The 17,817-nt window shown below is 50.5% G+C and carries 18 protein-coding genes; 5 read left to right on the top strand and 13 right to left on the bottom strand.

The genetic code is table 11. The annotated features are described in order from the left end of the window. Nucleotides 1-55: 55 nt before the first annotated feature. Nucleotides 56-607, bottom strand: coding sequence for a phosphodiesterase (yfcE, locus tag NMD08_RS08520; protein ID WP_151219931.1), 552 nt, complete (start codon nucleotides 605-607; stop codon nucleotides 56-58). A gap of 55 nt (nucleotides 608-662) precedes the next feature. After that, complete coding sequence (gene yfcF, locus NMD08_RS08515) at nucleotides 663-1,307, bottom strand: glutathione transferase (protein WP_370619966.1); 645 nt, start codon at nucleotides 1,305-1,307, stop codon at nucleotides 663-665. 134 nt (nucleotides 1,308-1,441) lie between these two features. Here yfcF and yfcG point away from each other — a divergent pair, with 134 nt between their 5' ends. From yfcG to NMD08_RS08495, 4 genes are all read left to right on the top strand, one after another. After that, nucleotides 1,442-2,077: a GSH-dependent disulfide bond oxidoreductase gene (yfcG, locus tag NMD08_RS08510; protein WP_151219932.1), complete on the top strand. Its 636-nt coding sequence runs from the start codon at nucleotides 1,442-1,444 to the stop codon at nucleotides 2,075-2,077. Nucleotides 2,078-2,131: 54 nt separating this feature from the next. After that, nucleotides 2,132-2,494 (top strand): dihydroneopterin triphosphate 2'-epimerase, encoded by a 363-nt coding sequence (folX, locus tag NMD08_RS08505; RefSeq protein WP_151219933.1) that lies wholly within the window; start codon nucleotides 2,132-2,134, stop codon nucleotides 2,492-2,494. Nucleotides 2,495-2,514: 20 nt separating this feature from the next. Beyond that, a complete protein-coding gene (locus tag NMD08_RS08500) occupies nucleotides 2,515-3,408 on the top strand; it encodes a TIGR01777 family oxidoreductase (RefSeq protein ID WP_151219934.1) in 894 nt (297 codons plus the stop codon). 71 nt (nucleotides 3,409-3,479) lie between these two features. Further along, entirely contained in the window at nucleotides 3,480-3,995 is a 516-nt protein-coding gene (locus NMD08_RS08495) for a GNAT family N-acetyltransferase (protein ID WP_370619964.1), read from the top strand. A 34-nt stretch (nucleotides 3,996-4,029) separates the two neighbouring features. Here NMD08_RS08495 and hisP read toward each other — a convergent pair whose 3' ends face one another. The 10 genes from hisP to NMD08_RS08445 all read right to left on the bottom strand — a co-directional run bounded on the left by hisP (nucleotide 4,030) and on the right by NMD08_RS08445 (nucleotide 14,611). Beyond that, complete coding sequence (gene hisP / locus NMD08_RS08490; protein WP_061068225.1) at nucleotides 4,030-4,803, bottom strand: histidine ABC transporter ATP-binding protein HisP; 774 nt, start codon at nucleotides 4,801-4,803, stop codon at nucleotides 4,030-4,032. 13 nt (nucleotides 4,804-4,816) lie between these two features. After that, a complete protein-coding gene (gene hisM / locus NMD08_RS08485) occupies nucleotides 4,817-5,524 on the bottom strand; it encodes a histidine ABC transporter permease HisM (protein WP_003028116.1) in 708 nt (235 codons plus the stop codon). Then, nucleotides 5,521-6,207: a histidine ABC transporter permease HisQ gene (locus NMD08_RS08480; RefSeq protein WP_016150709.1), complete on the bottom strand. Its 687-nt coding sequence runs from the start codon at nucleotides 6,205-6,207 to the stop codon at nucleotides 5,521-5,523. Before NMD08_RS08480 ends, hisM begins: the two co-directional genes overlap by 4 nt. Before the next feature lie 186 nt (nucleotides 6,208-6,393). Further along, a complete protein-coding gene (hisJ, locus tag NMD08_RS08475) occupies nucleotides 6,394-7,176 on the bottom strand; it encodes a histidine ABC transporter substrate-binding protein HisJ (RefSeq protein ID WP_003028120.1) in 783 nt (260 codons plus the stop codon). A gap of 247 nt (nucleotides 7,177-7,423) precedes the next feature. Then, on the bottom strand, nucleotides 7,424-8,206 hold the full coding sequence (gene argT, locus NMD08_RS08470) for a lysine/arginine/ornithine ABC transporter substrate-binding protein ArgT (protein WP_370619962.1): 783 nt from the start codon (nucleotides 8,204-8,206) through the stop codon (nucleotides 7,424-7,426). A 287-nt stretch (nucleotides 8,207-8,493) separates the two neighbouring features. After that, nucleotides 8,494-9,063: a UbiX family flavin prenyltransferase gene (locus tag NMD08_RS08465; protein ID WP_151219936.1), complete on the bottom strand. Its 570-nt coding sequence runs from the start codon at nucleotides 9,061-9,063 to the stop codon at nucleotides 8,494-8,496. After that, nucleotides 9,060-10,526, bottom strand: coding sequence for an amino acid permease (locus NMD08_RS08460; RefSeq protein ID WP_210904528.1), 1,467 nt, complete (start codon nucleotides 10,524-10,526; stop codon nucleotides 9,060-9,062). Before NMD08_RS08460 ends, NMD08_RS08465 begins: the two co-directional genes overlap by 4 nt. Before the next feature lie 66 nt (nucleotides 10,527-10,592). Then, a complete protein-coding gene (locus tag NMD08_RS08455; protein WP_151224770.1) occupies nucleotides 10,593-11,696 on the bottom strand; it encodes an alanine/ornithine racemase family PLP-dependent enzyme in 1,104 nt (367 codons plus the stop codon). 1 nt (nucleotide 11,697) lies between these two features. Further along, entirely contained in the window at nucleotides 11,698-13,119 is a 1,422-nt protein-coding gene (locus NMD08_RS08450; RefSeq protein WP_151219937.1) for an APC family permease, read from the bottom strand. 94 nt (nucleotides 13,120-13,213) lie between these two features. Then, complete coding sequence (locus NMD08_RS08445) at nucleotides 13,214-14,611, bottom strand: alanine racemase (RefSeq protein ID WP_187253468.1); 1,398 nt, start codon at nucleotides 14,609-14,611, stop codon at nucleotides 13,214-13,216. Between the two features lie 213 nt (nucleotides 14,612-14,824). On the opposite strand from NMD08_RS08445, the gene NMD08_RS08440 reads away from it, so the two are divergent. Further along, nucleotides 14,825-16,252, top strand: coding sequence for a sigma-54-dependent Fis family transcriptional regulator (locus tag NMD08_RS08440; RefSeq protein ID WP_187253469.1), 1,428 nt, complete (start codon nucleotides 14,825-14,827; stop codon nucleotides 16,250-16,252). A 35-nt stretch (nucleotides 16,253-16,287) separates the two neighbouring features. Here the strand turns inward: NMD08_RS08440 and purF are convergent, their stop codons facing one another. Continuing rightward, the gene (purF, locus tag NMD08_RS08435) at nucleotides 16,288-17,805 is read right to left on the bottom strand and encodes an amidophosphoribosyltransferase (RefSeq protein ID WP_005129677.1); all 1,518 of its coding nucleotides are present in this window, start codon (nucleotides 17,803-17,805) and stop codon (nucleotides 16,288-16,290) included. Nucleotides 17,806-17,817: the final 12 nt, after the last annotated feature.

The raw sequence follows: 17,817 nt of genomic DNA, 5'->3' as shown, positions 1-17,817 counted from the left end.
AGGAAACCTTCTTTTTTCTTGCGCTCTTACGGCGCGTTTATGTTTGTGGGGTAAATTACGGATTAATCTCGACCTGTGCAATAATACTTTGATCATTGAGTGCCATTACGCTGAGAACATTATCATCCAGAATCCCGTAACTTGCCGCAAAGTCCCCTTTCGGGATGCTTACCGAGCCAGGATTGAAGTGATAAATGTCTCCTTGTCGCTCAGCGACGGGCAGATGAGTATGTCCATAAACCAGCACATCTCCCACGTTTAGCGCAGGCATATTTTGCGGACCAAAAAGATGTCCGTGTGTCAAAAATAATCGCTGGTTTTCTGTCAGAATTTGCTGCCACGGCGCGGTCATCGGAAAATGCAGGAGCATCTGATCCACTTCGCTGTCGCAATTGCCACGTACCGCGATAATCTGCGCTGCCAGCTCGTTCAACCGCTCGGCAACCTGCGCGGGCGCATAGCCTTGCGGTAGTGCATTGCGCGGCCCGTGGTTTAAAACATCACCCAATATCACCAACCATTGCGCACCGCTCGCGGCAAACCGTTCGAGTACGCGTTCCGTGGCTGGCAACGAACCATGAATGTCCGATGCGAACATCAGTTTCATCACTCACCCCTCGTTGAAAAGTACCTTGTAATGATACTGGATTACGACCCGTTTTTCAGCAGGAACGCTTCGCTGAAAGCGCGATAAAACGCTGGATTGAAGCGCGCTGCCACTGGAAGGCGGCGTATTCTGCAAGCGCTTCTGGAACCTCATCACCGTTAAGGACCAGACGATTAAGCATTAGCGCTAAATCACAGTCGGCGATACACCATTCACCAAATAAATTCTGTTTGCCATGGCTTACCAAACTGCTCGCCGTAGCGAACAATTTCTCCGCGCAGGCTTTTCCCGCGTCACTCAACGGCGCTTTCTTCACGCCAGCAAAAACCACATCCGTAGAGCGTTCTTCACGGATAGGCATCAGATCGCTGCGGATCCACGCCTGAACCTGGCGAGCCCGCGCGCGTTTTTGTACATCATGCGGGTAAATACGCTCCCACTGCGGCGGCGCAAAGCTATCTTCCAGAAATTCAGTAATCGCTGATGATTCACTCAGCTCGAAACCGTCGATTTCAAGAACCGGTACGCGGCGCGTCAACGCATACCCTTGCCATGAAGGTTGCAAGTGTTCGCCGTTGTTGAGATCAACCGTTTTCAGCGTAAAAGGCAGTCCTTTCTCTTGCAGAGCGACATAAACAGACAGCACGTAAGGGGAGAAAAAATTGGCATCTGACCACAGCGTAATTGCAGATTTGCTCATAATGTCCTCTGAAGTGTATTGGCTTGCTTTCAAAATATAGAGTCTTTCTCTCGCTGTCACTTGATGAAAACTCACGTACGCCAACAAGCTCTATACTTGTTATGACCCGGTTCATGACAAAACGGACGCTGAAAATGATCGATCTCTATTACACCCCATCGCCAAACGGTCACAAAATCACGCTGTTTCTTGAAGAGGCACAACTGCAATACCGTTTGATTCATGTCGATATCAGCAAAGGCAATCAGTTTCGCCCTGATTTCTTGCAGATCTCGCCGAACAATAAAATCCCGGCCATTATCGACAGTGCCCCGATGGACGGCGGAAGGCCCATCAGCTTGTTTGAGTCCGGAGAAATTTTACTCTATCTGGCAGAGAAGAGCGGTAAGCTGCTGAGTGGTGAATTACGTGAACGTCACACTACGCTGCAGTGGCTGTTCTGGCAGGTCAGCGGCCTGGGACCTATGTTGGGTCAAAATCATCATTTTAGCCATTACGCCCCACAAACCATTCCCTACGCCATTGAAAGATTTCAGATTGAAACTCAGCGCCTGTACAACGTGATGAATAAACGACTGGAAACGTCCCCATGGCTAGGAGGCGATCACTACAGTATTGCCGACATTGCCTGCTGGCCGTGGATCCACGCCCATCAGCGTCAGCGCATCGACCTCGACAACTACCCGGCGGTCAATAACTGGCATGAACGCATTCGTACGCGTCCTGCGACTGAGCGCGCCATGCAGCACGCACAAATCGAGAAGCGATGACGCAATTCGGTTCTCGTGTATCATGCAAAGGTTCATACATGGAGGAAACCTGCAATGTCACAACCTGACGCTATTATTCGTATAAAAAACCTTCGTCTGCGCACCTTTATCGGCATCAAAGAAGAGGAGATCCTGAATCGCCAGGATATTGTCATCAACGTTGCCATTCACTATCCGGCAGACAACGCCCGTACCAGCGAAGATATCAACGACGCGCTGAATTATCGCACTATCACCAAGAGCATCATTGCCCACGTGGAGGGTAACCGCTTCTCATTGTTAGAAAAATTAACTCAAGATGTGCTCGATATCGCACGCGAACATCACTGGGTCACTTATGCTGAAGTGGAGATCGATAAACTTCATGCATTGCGTTACGCCGACTCAGTTTCCATGACGCTGAGCTGGCAGCGCTAAAACATAACCCGGGAGGCGACATGCAGATTCTGATTACCGGCGGTACTGGCCTGATTGGGCGTCATCTGATCCCCCGCCTGCTGGAGTTGGGGCATCAGATAACCGTAGTAACCCGTTCTCCTGATAAGGCGCGTCAGATTTTCGACTCCCGGGTTAGGCTGTCCAAAGGGTTAGAAGAGCGGCAAAATCTCAATGATATTGATGCCGTCATTAACCTTGCCGGAGAGCCGATTGCCGACAAGCGCTGGAGTGCGCAACAAAAGGAGCGTCTGTGCCAGAGTCGCTGGGGGATTACGCAGAAACTGGTCGATTTAATTAATGCCAGCGAGACGCCGCCCGAGGTGCTCATCTCCGGTTCCGCCACCGGTTACTACGGCGATTTGGGCGAGGTTGTGGTCACGGAAGAAGAGCCGCCGCACAACGAATTTACCCATAAGCTATGCGCCCGCTGGGAACAAATTGCCAGCACAGCACAAAGCGACAAAACCCGCGTGTGTATGCTGCGTACCGGCGTGGTGTTGGCCTCTGCTGGCGGCATTCTGGGGAAAATGGTCCCGCCATTTCGTCTTGGCTTAGGCGGCCCTATAGGTAACGGACGCCAGTATATGGCCTGGATCCATATTGATGATATGGTCAATGGCATTATCTGGCTGCTGGATAACGACCTGCGCGGCCCCTTCAATATGGTTTCACCCTACCCGGTCCACAATGAGCAGTTTGCCCACGCGCTGGGACATGCCCTGAATCGCCCTGCCATTCTACGCGTTCCCGCCAGCGTAATGCGGCTGCTGATGGGCGAGTCTTCAGTGCTGGTCCTCGGCGGGCAGCGAGCATTACCCAAACGCCTGGAAGCCTCCGGTTTTGCATTTCGCTGGTACGATTTAGAAGAAGCGCTGGCGGATGTGATCCGATAATCCCGAAGCCCTATTCATGGTCGCCGTTGTGGTGGTAAGGTTATAGACCAGAATTCCGCAATGGCGACGTTATGGCGATAATATCGACTCCCCGACTTACCCTCTCCTTATTTAAATTTTCTGACTGGTCATTTTTCCAGAGATTACGTGAATGCCCAGAAGTCATGCGTTATATGGGCGACATTGCCCCGGCGAAAGACACACGTCTGTTATTCGCCAGACGTCTGGCTGCACAGCATACTTTCGTCATCCGCGAACATAACAACTCAACGCCTCTTGGCGATATTGGCCTGCAGATCAGTCATTTATACCTACACGAGGCCGACCTCGGCTACGCCATCTTGCCCGAAGCTCAGGGAAAAGGGATTGCCAGCGAAGCCGTGACGGCGGTGTGCCAGTACGCTTTCGATCACACGGCCGTCACGGCGATAAACGCTTACGCACTCGCGGAAAATAAGGGTTCTGTTCGTATACTGGAAAAAACAGGCTTTGTGCGTACGCAGGTACTGGAAAAGGCGTATGAGATTGATGGCATCGCCTACGACGACTGGGTTTATCGCCTGGAGCGCGATGCGTTTAAGCTGTAGTGCCCGGAAAGCGTAACGCCTCCGGGCAGCTCACTTATTTCAGCGAGCCCTTGAGAAACTGCTGCAAACGCGGACTTTGCGGATTACCGAATACCTGCTCCGGGTCGCCCTCCTCCTCAATTTTTCCCTGATGCAGGAAAATCACGTGCGTGGAGACATGCCGAGCGAATCCCATTTCGTGGGTCACGACCACCATGGTTTTACCCTCTTCGGCCAGCTGTTGCATAATGCGCAGCACTTCGCCTACAAGCTCTGGGTCAAGCGCCGACGTAGGTTCATCAAATAGCAACACTTCCGGTTCCATCGCCAACGCCCGTGCAATGGAGACGCGCTGCTGCTGTCCGCCAGACAGGTGCACCGGATATTTGCCCTGCGCGCGCTCATCAATGCCCACTTTAGCCAGATACTTCACTGCTCGTTCGCGGGCTTCTTGTTTGCTCAGCCCCAACACCTGGATCGGCGCTTCCATCACGTTTTCCAGCACCGTCATGTGGCTCCACAGATTGAAGTGCTGAAAAACCATCGTCAGTCGCGTACGCAGCAGGCGCAGCTGATTTTTGTCCGCAACCTTGAGCTGGCCATCTTTGTCACGCACCAACCCAATGTTCTGACCACTGACCACAATCGTCCCGGCACTTGGCTTCTCAAGAAAGTTAATGCAGCGCAGGAAGGTACTTTTACCGGAACCTGACGAACCAATAATACTGATAACATCACCCGCATTGGCCTGCAGCGATACCCCTTTCAGCACTTCATGTTCGCCGTAGTGCTTATGTAAATCGATAACGTTTAATTTATTTTCAGACATCGTGTTACTCGAATCATTTAGAGGATACATGCTGCAACCAGCGTTTTTCCGCTTTACGGAACAGACTGATCAGGACATACGAAATAATCAAATACAGTACAGCGGCAATACCGAAGGCGGTAAACGGCTGATACGTTGCCGAGTTGATATCACGGGCGATCTTCAACAAATCAGGCACCGTGGCGGTAAATGCCAGCGCCGTGGAGTGCAGCATTAGAATCACTTCATTGCTGTATGCCGGCAGCGCAATACGCAGTGCGGAAGGTAAAATAATGCAGCGATACAGTTTAAACGACGAGAAACCGTAAGCCCGCGCGGCTTCAATCTCACCATGGGGTACAGAACGAATAGCCCCGGCGAAAATCTCTGTGGTGTAGGCACAGGTATTCAGCGTCAATGCCAGCACGGTACAATTCAGCCCACTGCGGAAAAACGCGTTAAGGAAGTCCGTTCCTTTGACGATCTCCAGCGTATACATCCCGGAATAAAACACCAGCAGTTGAACGTACAGCGGCGTGCCACGAAAAATATAGGTGAACAGCCAGATGGGAAACTGGATAAATTTATTACTGGAAACGCGACCAATCGCCAAAAACAGCGCCAGAATCCCGCCCATCACCACCGACGAAATCAGAAGCCAGAGAGTGATAGCAACGCCAGTGTAACGATATCCATCAGTCCACAGCAGGGACTTCCAGTATTCCTGAATAATCTCAATCACAGGTCAGCCCTCTTCACACCCACGGAATAGCGGCGCTCAAGGTACAGCAGCACACCATTAGATACCGTGGTAAACACCAGATAGATGACCCCGCACACCACGGCAAAATAGAACGGCTCCCAGGTACTTTTCCCGGCAAGCTGAGTGGCTTTCACTACGTCCTCAAGTCCGAGCAACGACACCAGAGCCGTGGCCTTAAGAATGACCTGCCAGTTGTTGCCAATCCCCGGTAAGGCATAACGCATCATCGCCGGGAACATAATGCGGCGAAAGATTTGTGAGCTGGTAAAACCGAATGCCGTCGCGGCTTCGATATGGCCTTTTGGCACGGCCATAAATGCGCCACGAAATGTTTCGGTAAAATAGGCGCCGTAGATAAACCCGAGCGTAATAATACCCGCGACCATTGGATCGATATCAATCTGGCCGATACCGATTGCATCGGTAATGGTATTCAGCGCAATTTGTAACCCGTAGAAGATGAGCAGCATTAAGACAAGATCGGGCACTCCGCGGATAAGCGTTGTGTACCCTTCGAAAATAAGCCCCATTGCCCGGCTTTGCGACAGCTTAGCTCCCGCGCCGACAAGACCTATCAGAACCGCCAGTACCACCGAGCTGAGTGCCAGCTCAAGCGTAACAATTGCGCCCTGTAAAATAACACCTGAAAAGCCATACAACATGCTGCCTGTCCTGTCGTGTGTGGTGGAGTAATAAGCCTCTTTTGATTTCAGACTAACCGTTAAATGCCGGATGGCGGCTTTGCCTTATCCGGCCTACAAAATTACCGTAGGCCGGATAAGCGCAGCGCCATCAGGCGTAAATTCAACGCGTCAAAAATCTACGGGCTTTATCAGCACCTGCGGTGATTAACCGCCGTAAACATCAAAATCGAAGTATTTTTTTGCCAGTTTCTCGTAAGTCCCGTCAGCGCGCATTTCAGCAAAGGCTTTGTTCAGTGCTTCGCGCAGCTCGTTATCGTCTTTGCGCAGCCCCATACCGGTACCCACGCCGAATAACTTCTCGTCTTTCACAGACGGGCCGCCGAATTTGTAATCTTTACCGACCGGCTGTTTCAGGAAGCCTTCGCTGGCCGCGACTTCATCCTGGAATGCGGCGTCAATACGCCCTGCTGTCAGGTCAGAATAGATATTGTCTTGTCCCTGATAGGAGACAATTTCAATGCCTTTTGGCGCCCAGTGTTCGTTGCCGAACGTTTCCTGAGTTGTGCCCTGCAGCACGCCAACACGTTTACCTTTCAACGATTCAATGGTCGGCTGAATAGCAGAATCTTTAGCGACAACCAGACGCGAGTCGGCTGCATAAAGCTTGTCGGTAAAGGCGATTTCCTGCTGACGTTTTTCAGTAATGGAAAGCGAGGACATGATCGCATCGATTTTCTTCGCTTTTAGCGAAGGGATCAGCGCGTCTAGCGGGTTTTCCACGAAGGTACATTGTGTATTGATACGTTTGCACAGCTCTTTTGCCAGATCGATATCAAAACCGACTAATTCACCCTGCGCATTTTTCGATTCGAACGGCGCATAAGTCGGATCCGTACCGATACGAATTTTTTGCGGAATGGCGGCAAATGCTGCGGTAGCACTGGAGAAAGCCAGAACCAGAGAAAGAGACAACACCAGTTTTTTCATAACTATCCTCAACAGACTGTCTTTTATAGGGGATCTTTACAGGACCAGGTGCAGTTATCGTGCCATTAATCAGGCCGACAAGGCAAAGCATTCTGCCCTGTCGGCGGTATTTATTTGCATGAAAAGCGCTTAAGTATGCACTCATGCTTATTATGTCAGCGACAACAGCACCAAAACAGTGCACTGAATGTATTATGCACCGCAATAGTTACCCGCAATGGTGCAGTCAATTCCCCGCTGCGACGTATTAATCGCCGTAGACATTAAAGTTAAAATACTTACTCGCCATTTTGTCGTAAGTGCCGTCTTTGCGCAGTTCACCCAGCGCTTTATCAAAAGCAGCTTTCAGCTCGGTGTCATCTTTGCGCAAACCAATCCCGGTTCCGTCGCCAAAGTATTTTTTATCTTTCACCGAAGGACCTGCAAAGTCGTAGCCCTTACCGGCAGGCTGCTTCAGGAAGCCTTCGCTGGCCGCGACTTCATCCTGCAGCGCTGCGTCAAGACGCCCCGCCGTCAGGTCAGAATAGATGAGGTCCTGGTTCGCATAGGCCACTACATCCACGCCTTTGCTACGCCAGTTGTCATTGGCATAGGCTTCCTGAGTAGAGCCTTGTAGTACACCAACGTGTTTACCCTTAAGGGAATCCAGAGTCGGTTTAATCGGAGAACCTTTCGCGGCGATCAGACGTGAGTCTGCTGCGTAAAGCTTGTCGGAGAACGCAATCTCTTGCTGACGTTTCTCGGTGATAGAAAGCGAGGAGATAATGGCATCAATTTTTTTCGCTCTCAGCGACGGAATTAGCGCATCAAAGTCGCTGGCAACCCAGGTACATTTGATCTGCATGCGCTTACACATCTCATTTCCCAGATCGATATCAAAGCCGACAAAGTCGCCTTTAGCATCCTTAGAGGAAAAAGGTGCGTACGTCGTATCTGTACCAATACGAACCGTCTGCGGAAGTGCTGCGTGGCTGGCCGCGGTGGCACAGAGTCCTACCAGCAAAGACAAAGCAAGAACCGTCTTCTTCATACATAACCCTCAGGTGGCGTAATTTTATTATGTTTTACGTTGTGTTGTGTGTTTGCAGACTTTTTCATGCAGGTCTTATGCCATTTTGGCGTCGATGAGGATATTCGACGTTAAATATGTTAATAAAACGTTGCAACAATGTCCTGATTTTGAAGATAGCAGGTCTGACGGTTGAACCGCAGCGTTTCGTTGGGTTTTAGCGAATTAAATGTTGAGGATATGATCGCGGTTACAAAATTGCCCTGAAACAGGGCAATGGATGTTTCTTTGCACGCGAATAGAACGGATTACGCCCCTTGCCAGCGGGTGAACAGATCCTGCGCAAGGGAGATATCAAACTGGTCAAGTACGCGGTTAACCGTTTGATTAATCACATCATCGAGCGTTTGCGGGCGATGATAGAATGCCGGGACAGGCGGCATAATCACCGCGCCAATTTCTGCCGCCTGGGTCATCAGCCGCAGATGCCCCAAATGTAGAGGCGTTTCACGCACGCACAGTACCAGCGGACGACGTTCTTTCAACACCACATCTGCCGCACGGGTAAGCAACCCATCGGTGTAGCTGTGGACGATGCCGGAAAGCGTTTTAATTGAACACGGCAGGATAACCATTCCAGCGGTCTGAAAAGAGCCGGAGGAGATGCTGGCGGCAATATCTCGCGAATCATGAGTCACATTCGCCAGCGCCTGCACGTCGCGCACGGAGAGGTCCGTTTCCAGCGCCAGCGTCTGCCGGGCAGCGGCGCTCATCACCAAATGGGTTTCCACATCGGTAACGTCACGCAAAACCTGCAGCAAGCGCACGCCGTAAATTGCCCCGCTTGCGCCACTAATCCCTACAATGAGTCGTTTCATTTTACTTTTCCATCACTTGATGGGCTAACTGTGCCGTATTTCTTTACCGCAGACAACCTGGAATCACTCTCCTCTTCAGTCCGCAAAGCAGGTTTTAGCGCATACCATGAAACCAGAATACAAACCATAAAAGCCAGTTCTACCAGCATGATCACGCCCCCTTTTTCACTGAACCAGGTTCCCACCATAATGGCAACATTTGTAACAATAACAAACCTGGCCATCCAGGGAAAAAACGGTGAACGATAGCGCAGTAAATCAGGGGAATACTTCCCGTCATTCACAGCCTTGCGAAACTGATACTGACACCAGCCAATAGTAATCCACGCCAGACAACCCACCTGCCCGGTACTGGCAATCAACAAAATATAGAATTTCTGTGCAGGAATATAGCGAGTCAGCATCGATACCAGAGCCAGCATTACTGTTATCAGAATAGCGTAAACAGGCACACCGCTGGCGTTAGTCCTGGCGAAAAAACGGGGGGCGAAACGGTCGCCCGACATTGACCATAACATGCGTGAACTGGCATAGATTGCGGAATTCGCCGCTGACACAGCAGCAGAGAATATGACTAGCGTCATCAGGACATCTGCGCCAGGCATACCGACATGTGAGAATACCCACACGAAGGGGCTGGTTCCATCGGGTATCTTTCCCTGCGGATAAACCAACGCCAGAACAGCAATCGCCAGACCGTAAAACAGAATAATACGCAGACCGATTCCAAGAATCACCTTGGGTAAGACACTATGCGGCGACTCCGTTTCGCCTGCCGCGTTTCCAACCAGCTCAACGCCCTGGAACGAATAGATGACGATTGTCATGCAGACCAGAATTTGCTCCCATCCGTGGGGAAACCACAATCCTCCACTTTTTAACGTTGGATGCCAGTTCGTGTCTCCTGACAACGAGAAGATCATTACCCCACCCGCCGCGATAAAAAGCACTATCGCGAAAACTTTAATCGCAGATAACCAGTATTCACATTCGCCGAAACTTTTCGCCGAACAGAGATTGATCAGCGTTAACACGACAAGAATGATAAGACAGAAGAAGTGGATAGGAATAACGGGGAAAAATTGATGGGCAATGAAGCCCGCAGCAGTCAGATCCGCCGCCAGGGAAAACACCCAACTCAGCCAATATAACCAGCCAATGGTATAGCTCCAGATAGGATTGGGCATGAACATCAACGCATAATGCTGAAATGAGCCTGAGTGGGGAAATGCGCAGGACAGTTCGCCAAGGCACATCATAGTTGCCAGCATAATCGCACCAGCGAACAGATAAGCCAACAATGTTCCAGCTGGTCCAACGCTATTCAGCGGTTCGGCTATGCCGATAAACAAACCTGTACCGATTGTCCCGCCGAGCGACATCATCAGCAAATGACGCTTTTTGAGGTTTCGTCGTAATCCATTTTCAGGTTCGACGGGGGGTAGCGCTTGCAGGGTACTCATGGTCACTCCCTGTCTCAGAAAGGGTCAGAGACGCCGCCACATATGCACTACTGTGGCGGCAGTGGCTTAACGAATAAACCGCGTGGCAACGCCCTTCGTCTGACAGGCCATCAGAAGCCCTGTGTAGTCGAGTTCAAAGCGGATGATATCCCCGACTTTCAGCGGCTGCTCGCATGCTTCAATATCCACCAGCGTATGATCGCTGGTTTGTCCCAGAATGGTGATATTGTCATCGCAAGGCACACAGTTATCGGAAGGGACATCCTGTCGACCAAATGCCAACAACGCCCGCAAACGCGTGCCATGATCGACAAAGGTTTTTGTTTGCAGGAAGGCGTCTACGCCAAGTTCTCCAACGGGTATTGTTGGCTTGCTGTTCAGCTCAATAATCTCTGCCTCAAGTACATACATGTCGGAACAGGCTTTTTCCACCGGTTTTGTAGAGTGATGAAATTCATTCAGATACTTCATCTCGACATATTCAATGCCGAACTCATGTAGCCCCCCAATACGCAGGTGGTTTAACCCCTTAGGCCAAATACCTTTATCCAGTAAATGGTAGCTGGTGCAATTACCGGCAGAGAGTCGGCGAACTGCCACACCGCTGTCCTGCTCGACTCGTGCGGCCAGTGCCAGAAAATCTTCACCATTTTTTACCGTCGGCAAGACCGTGCCATAGCAGTTGAAGTTAGTTCCCAGGCCATACAGTTCCAGGCAAGGCAATTCCTGAATGAGCCGGATGGTGCTGAGAATGTGTGAATACTCGGTGAACCAGATACCTTCGCGTAAATCCCCCATATCCACCATCAGCAATACCTGATGCGTTTTCCCCTGGCGTTGGGCTTCCTGAGATAGCGCCCGCAGGATGATGGGTTCGCTGTTCAGACTGATATCGGCATAACGGATAACATCTTCAATCTCACTCAGGCAAGGACTGCGGAGCAGACAGGTTGTACAGCCGATTTCACGGATTTTTTTCAGGTTATAGGTCCGCGATTCTGCAATCACCTTAATGCCGCCATCAAATACCGCCTGTGCGGTTTCAATACAGCCATCAAAAACTTTATTGACGGCCATGACCTCAATCCCACTGCTGGCTAACAGCGCTTTTTCCGTTCGGGCATTTTCTTCCAGCTTGCGTAAATTGATTTCCAGGATTGGCATATACATTTTATTTTCCTCCTGCCACGCTCAGACGAGCGTTACGTTTCTGGGCCCGGTGATAGATACATTCAGCAACGATGACGGCCAGCAACGCGCCACCCACGATCTTGCCGGCGTACTGGAAATATCCTCCCATATCAATTTGTGAAGGCGGGATAAACAGTAATGCGACAGCAAAAGCAATAGAGATAAATCCAAGTGCAGGCAGGACGGCAGGTAAGACTTTTCCAGGGATTTTGAAGCTTCTGGGCGTATCCGGTTGCGTCTGACGCAAACGCCAGAATGCCGGGAACATCACCAGATAAGGAATGAAATAGGTGATGGTCGTCAATGCAGTCAGCATCCAGTATGCTGCGGCGACGCTCGGGGAGATAAAGGTTGAGAAACACAGTACCGTAACGATTATTGCCTGAACAATCAGCGCAAAGGCTGGCGTTTTCCAGACTGGATGCAACCGGGCAATTTTATCCCCTAACAAATTATCCTCACGCGAGGCTTCCTGAAGCATGTAGATAGGACCTACCAGCCAGGAGTTGATCTGGCCTAATGCACCAAAGAACATGCAGATTGCCATTACCGGGATCAGCCAGGGCATATGTAACGTATCCGCCGCGGCATGCATTGCCTGCATCACACCCGCCACAATATCGGTTTTTCCCGCGGGTAACAGTGTGTTCAGCGCCCAGGTACCAACCATGTAAATCCCAACAATAACGGCTGCAGAAACCGCCATCGCGCGCGGGAAATCACGTTGCGGATTGCGCGTACGTCCGGCAATCATTGGCGCGACTTCCAGCCCGGCGAAAGCAAACATCATGCTCGACAGAAAGACGATAGTATCCCAATGGCTCAGATCAGGAACCCAGTTCGCCGCCGTCGCATAATCGGTTTGCATCTTATGCCCGGTCGCCAACCACACAATAGCCAGGATAATCAAAATGGCGGATGGGATGAACACGCCGCACCAGGCGCTGACGCTATTGATAATTTTGGTCCACTCCATGCCGCGAATATTCATTAACGTCAGCAACCAAAAAATCACCGCCGAACCAATACCAATAAAGGCCTTATTCTCTGCGAGGCCCCCGCCTATCATGTACCCCAACGCCGTAAAACCGAACTGAAGCATCAAGGGAAAAAACAACACGCAGGAAAAGAGGAAGCACACCACCACTATCCACGCGATACGTTTCCCAAACGCCTCTTTGATCCAGACGAATATCCCGCCATCTTTCGGCCATCCGGTCGACAGTTCACCGCACACCATCGCCAGAGGGAAGAACAGACAGAATGCGGCGATCACCCACAGCAACATTGCTGAAGCGCCGTAGGGCGCGACATTGGGTATTTGCCGCAAACTCAGAATGGCAATGACATTCATAAAGACAATATCTTTGATGCCAAGTAAGCCAGAACTATTGTTACTCATGGCCATCTCCTGTTATGCACTCAGGGGCATCACTGCCCTCTTCGAATCACCTGACTCACGGACTCCAGCCGCTGCCGGAGTCCCAAAATGAGATTTAATAAATGTCGTACTTGACCATATCTTCGTAACTGTCTTCCCGACGGATTAAGCGGTCTTTACCCTCTTTGTCTATCATCACAACAGCTGAGCGTGGGCGGTTGTTATACACGGTTTGGCTTTCGATGGTATAAGCGCCCGCATCCAGAAACGCGACGATATCGCCGATTTGCGTGTTCTGCGGCATCAGGAACTCTTCCCCCTTCACGCCCATATGGAAATAGTCACCGCCATCACACAGCGGTCCGGCGAGTTTGATCCACGCATCGTGAGCATCGGTCATTCTGGAGACGTTGTAGACGTAGAAGAACCAGTCAAAATGCTGGCTGTCTGACAGCACGCTGTATCCGGCATCAACAAATTTCCATTCAACATGACATTCCACATTGCCGTTCAGGTCGTAGTTCGTTTTACGTTTTTCACAGGCAACTTCGGTTAACAGGACCGCAGCCGAGCCGGTCACTTTACGCCCAGGCTCAATGCAGATCTCCACATCCGTACGCCATTTATGAACTTCACGAATAACCGCATCAGCAAAGTCCTGCGCCGTTATCCCGGCATACATGTTGTCTTTCAGCGGATCACCATTCTCTTCATCATATTTGTAGGGCACAGGGATACCGCCGCCTACGTTGATAAGATCAAATTTAATGCCCAGAACCTCTTCCAGGCGTCGGGATTCATCCACCAGCACTTTTGTCGCTTTGGCAAACGGTTCCGACTCCGGCACCTGGTCGCCCACATGCATGTGCAATCCGCGCAGATGGACATAAGGCATTTCCAAAATCCGCCGACAGGTTTCTTCCGCTTGCTCCAGATCCAGCCCCGATTTAGCGTGAAAAGCCGTCACCAGCTCTGCATGTGTCGCAGAAGGAACGTTGGGTTCCACGCGCACGCAGACATTGGCAACTTTCTTCAATTTACGGGAGATCGCGTCGATATGATCCAGTTCATATAGGCTGTCGACGTTGATCAGGTACAGATCGTTGGCAATGGCATATTCCAGATCTGCAGGTTTTTTCACTACGCCGTTAAAAACGATCTGATCGCCACGAAAGCCAATTTCCAGGCATTTACGCACTTCATACTGCGAATTTGCCTCTGCACAAATTCCTGCGTCACGAATGGCCTGAAGAACGCCCATTACTGAACAGGTTTTAGAAGCAAAAAAAGTTTTAGTGTTTTTGTGGGCAGCGAACGCCTGCTGAATTTCGTTGATATTACGAATGATCTCTGACTCAGAGAACACATAGAACGGGGTAGGATACTTGCGTGCTAACGCATCCAGATCCACGCCTTCAAAACACAAGTGCCCCTCTTTTTGCTGGAAACGGCGATCGTTCTTTATCAGCTGCTCACGTAACTGGTTGTAGTTTTGAATAATCGAATCAGTCATAACATCCTCTGCTTATTTTCATCACAAGAATCCACATTCATTTGATGGATATATAGCAACAGGCATGCCATGTTTTTATTTATTAAAAATCAATACGTTATAAATAATAGCGAATTATATTTTTTGTCACTTAGCATGTTATTCATCAAAACGACGAAAATTCGTCATCTCTATAATGATGCAGTGAAAAACAGGAAAAGAAGGAATCCGGCTATGGCTTCGACCAACAAAGAGCTGGCTGCAGCACTTAAAATATTCTCCCGCTTCTTCGACCTCATCCACCAACCCCTGGCGGTGATCAATGAACGTGGCGAGTATGTCTACTACAACCAGGAAAGCGCGGATCTGGATGGATATAGCATTGAGCAGGCATTAGGAAAACATATGCTGGACGTCTATCCGAGCATGAAAGAGACGCAAAGCACCATGCTTTCATCATTGAAGAAGGGCGTGGAATATATTGGACACTACCAGATTTACTATAACGCACGCGGCCAGGCGGTAGATTATCAACATACCACCGCCCCGCTCTGGTCAAGCGATGGCAGTATGATTGGCGTGATTGAAATTGGCAGGAATATGTCCGGCGTCAGGCGGCTGCAGGAGCAGGTTGTTGAACTAAACCATCTGCTCTATGCCGATCGCCATGAAAAACACCACGCAATCATTACTGAGAATGCGGAAATGCTGCACAACATTGCGAAGGCAAAACGTCTGGCAGCCAGCAATATTCCAGTGACTATCGTTGGCGAAACAGGAACCGGTAAAGAGCTTTTTTCTCGTCTCATCCATCAATGTAGTAAACGCGCTGACAAACCTTTTATTGCCCTGAACTGCGGCGCACTCCCGCCGACGCTCATCGAAAGTACACTTTTTGGTACTGTCCGCGGTGCGTACACCGGAGCAGAAAATAGTCAGGGGTATCTGGAACTGGCCAACGGAGGAACGCTCTTTCTGGATGAACTAAACGCGATGCCCATTGAGATGCAAAGTAAGCTCCTGCGTTTTCTCCAGGATAAAACGTTCTGGCGGCTGGGCGGTCAACAGCAGATCCATTCTGATGTACGTATCGTTGCGGCAATGAATGAAACGCCCGCACGGCTGATTCAAACAGGTAAGCTACGCGCAGATCTGTTTTATCGTCTGAATGTGGGTATGCTCACCCTTCCGCCTTTACGCAAACGTCCGGAAGATATTGCGCTACTGGCTAATTATTTCATCGATAAATACCGTAATGATGTGCCGCAAGATATACATGGTCTGAGCGAAGCCGCACGTATTGCCTTGTTACATCATACCTGGCCCGGCAATGTCAGGATGCTGGAAAATGCCATCGTGCGCAGCATGATTATGCAAGAAAACGACGGAATGCTAAAAAAAATTGTCTTTGAAGAGGAAGAATTAAGCTTAGGGGTTACGGATATCCCAACCGTTGTCAGCCGCCCAGTACGCGCGGAGTCTGAGGGAGATGGCTCCCTTGATGTACAGGTAGCCAGGTTCGAAAAAAGCCTGATTGAAACGGCACTAAATACCTGTCAGGGAAATATTGCCGCTGCGGCACGCAGTCTCAATATTTCTCGAACGACGCTGCAATACAAGGTACAGAAATACGCTATTCGCTTCGGCGTAGTTAGTGACTGATGAAAGCCAGCGACATTTTGCCGCTGGCGATATCATTAACCTTCGTTGTGCATCTCAAGGTTTTCCGCTTCGTTCTGACGCAAAATCGCTTTGGCGTCGTCGTTACGCAGGGAGTCGAGGAAATCGAGATATTGCTGGTCGACATCTTTGGTGACGTACACGCCGTTAAACACTGAACATTCAAACTGCTGAATATCCGGGTTCTCAGCGCGAACGGCTTCAATCAGATCGTTCAGATCCTGGAAGATAAGACCATCTGCGCCAATTATCTGGCGAATCTCGTCCACTTCGCGACCATGTGCAATCAGCTCCGTCGCCGTAGGCATATCAATACCATAAACGTTCGGGAAGCGAATTTCCGGGGCAGCAGAGGCCAGATACACCTTCTTCGCTCCGGCTTCACGCGCCATCTCGATAATCTGTTCAGAGGTGGTACCGCGTACAATAGAGTCATCCACCAGCAGCACGTTTTTATCACGGAATTCCGCACGGTTGGCGTTCAGCTTACGGCGCACGGATTTACGGCGCAGCTGCTGGCCCGGCATGATAAAGGTACGGCCCACGTAGCGGTTTTTCACAAAACCCTGACGGTACGGCTTACCGAGAATGCGGGCAATTTCCAGCGCGATATCGCACGAGGTTTCCGGAATCGGGATCACTACGTCGATGTCCAGATCTTCCCACTCACGAGCAATTTTTTCGCCAAGCTTGGTACCCATGTTTACACGGGCGCTGTAGACGGAAATCTTGTCGATAAAAGAGTCAGGACGTGCAAAGTAAACATACTCGAACAGGCACGGATTGCTGACTGGGTTATCCGCACACTGCCGGGTAAACAGCTGACCTTTTTCGGTGATATAGACCGCTTCGCCAGGAGCTACGTCACGCAGGAATTCAAAGCCCAGCGTATCCAGTGCTACGCTCTCGGAGGCCACCATGTACTCGGTACGACCATCGCCAATATCACGTTTACCCAGCACCAGCGGACGGATGCCGTTCGGATCGCGGAAGGCAACCATACCGTGACCGATAATCATCGCCACGCAGGCATAGGCACCGCGGATCTGGCGGTTGGTTGCCGCAATAGCGGCAAAAATATTATCGGCTTCCAGCGGGTAGTGGCGGAAGTTATCCAGCTCACTGGCGAAAATATTCAGCAGAATTTCTGAATCTGAAGTGGTATTGATGTGGCGGCGCTTTTCTTCAAACAGCTTTTTACGCAGCTCATGCGCGTTGGTCAGGTTGCCATTGTGGGCAAGCGTGATGCCATACGGTGAGTTGACATAGAAAGGTTGAGCCTCGGAGGCGCTGGAGCTGCCAGCCGTTGGGTAACGCACATGACCGATGCCCATGTTGCCCTGCAAACGCTGCATGTGGCGCGCTTCAAAAATGTCGCTCACCATTCCGTTAGCTTTACGCAAGCGGAAGCAGTTGTTGGCATCAATGGTGATGATGCCAGCGGCATCCTGGCCACGATGCTGGAGCACCGTTAACGCGTCATAAATCGACTGGTTTACCGGCATAACACCGGCGATACCGACAATACCGCACATACGTCTTTTCCT

The organism is Citrobacter meridianamericanus (assembly GCF_041320245.1).
GTDB classification, from domain to species: Bacteria; Pseudomonadota; Gammaproteobacteria; order Enterobacterales; family Enterobacteriaceae; genus Citrobacter; species Citrobacter meridianamericanus.
This window is presented reverse-complemented; position numbering and strand designations above follow the sequence as displayed.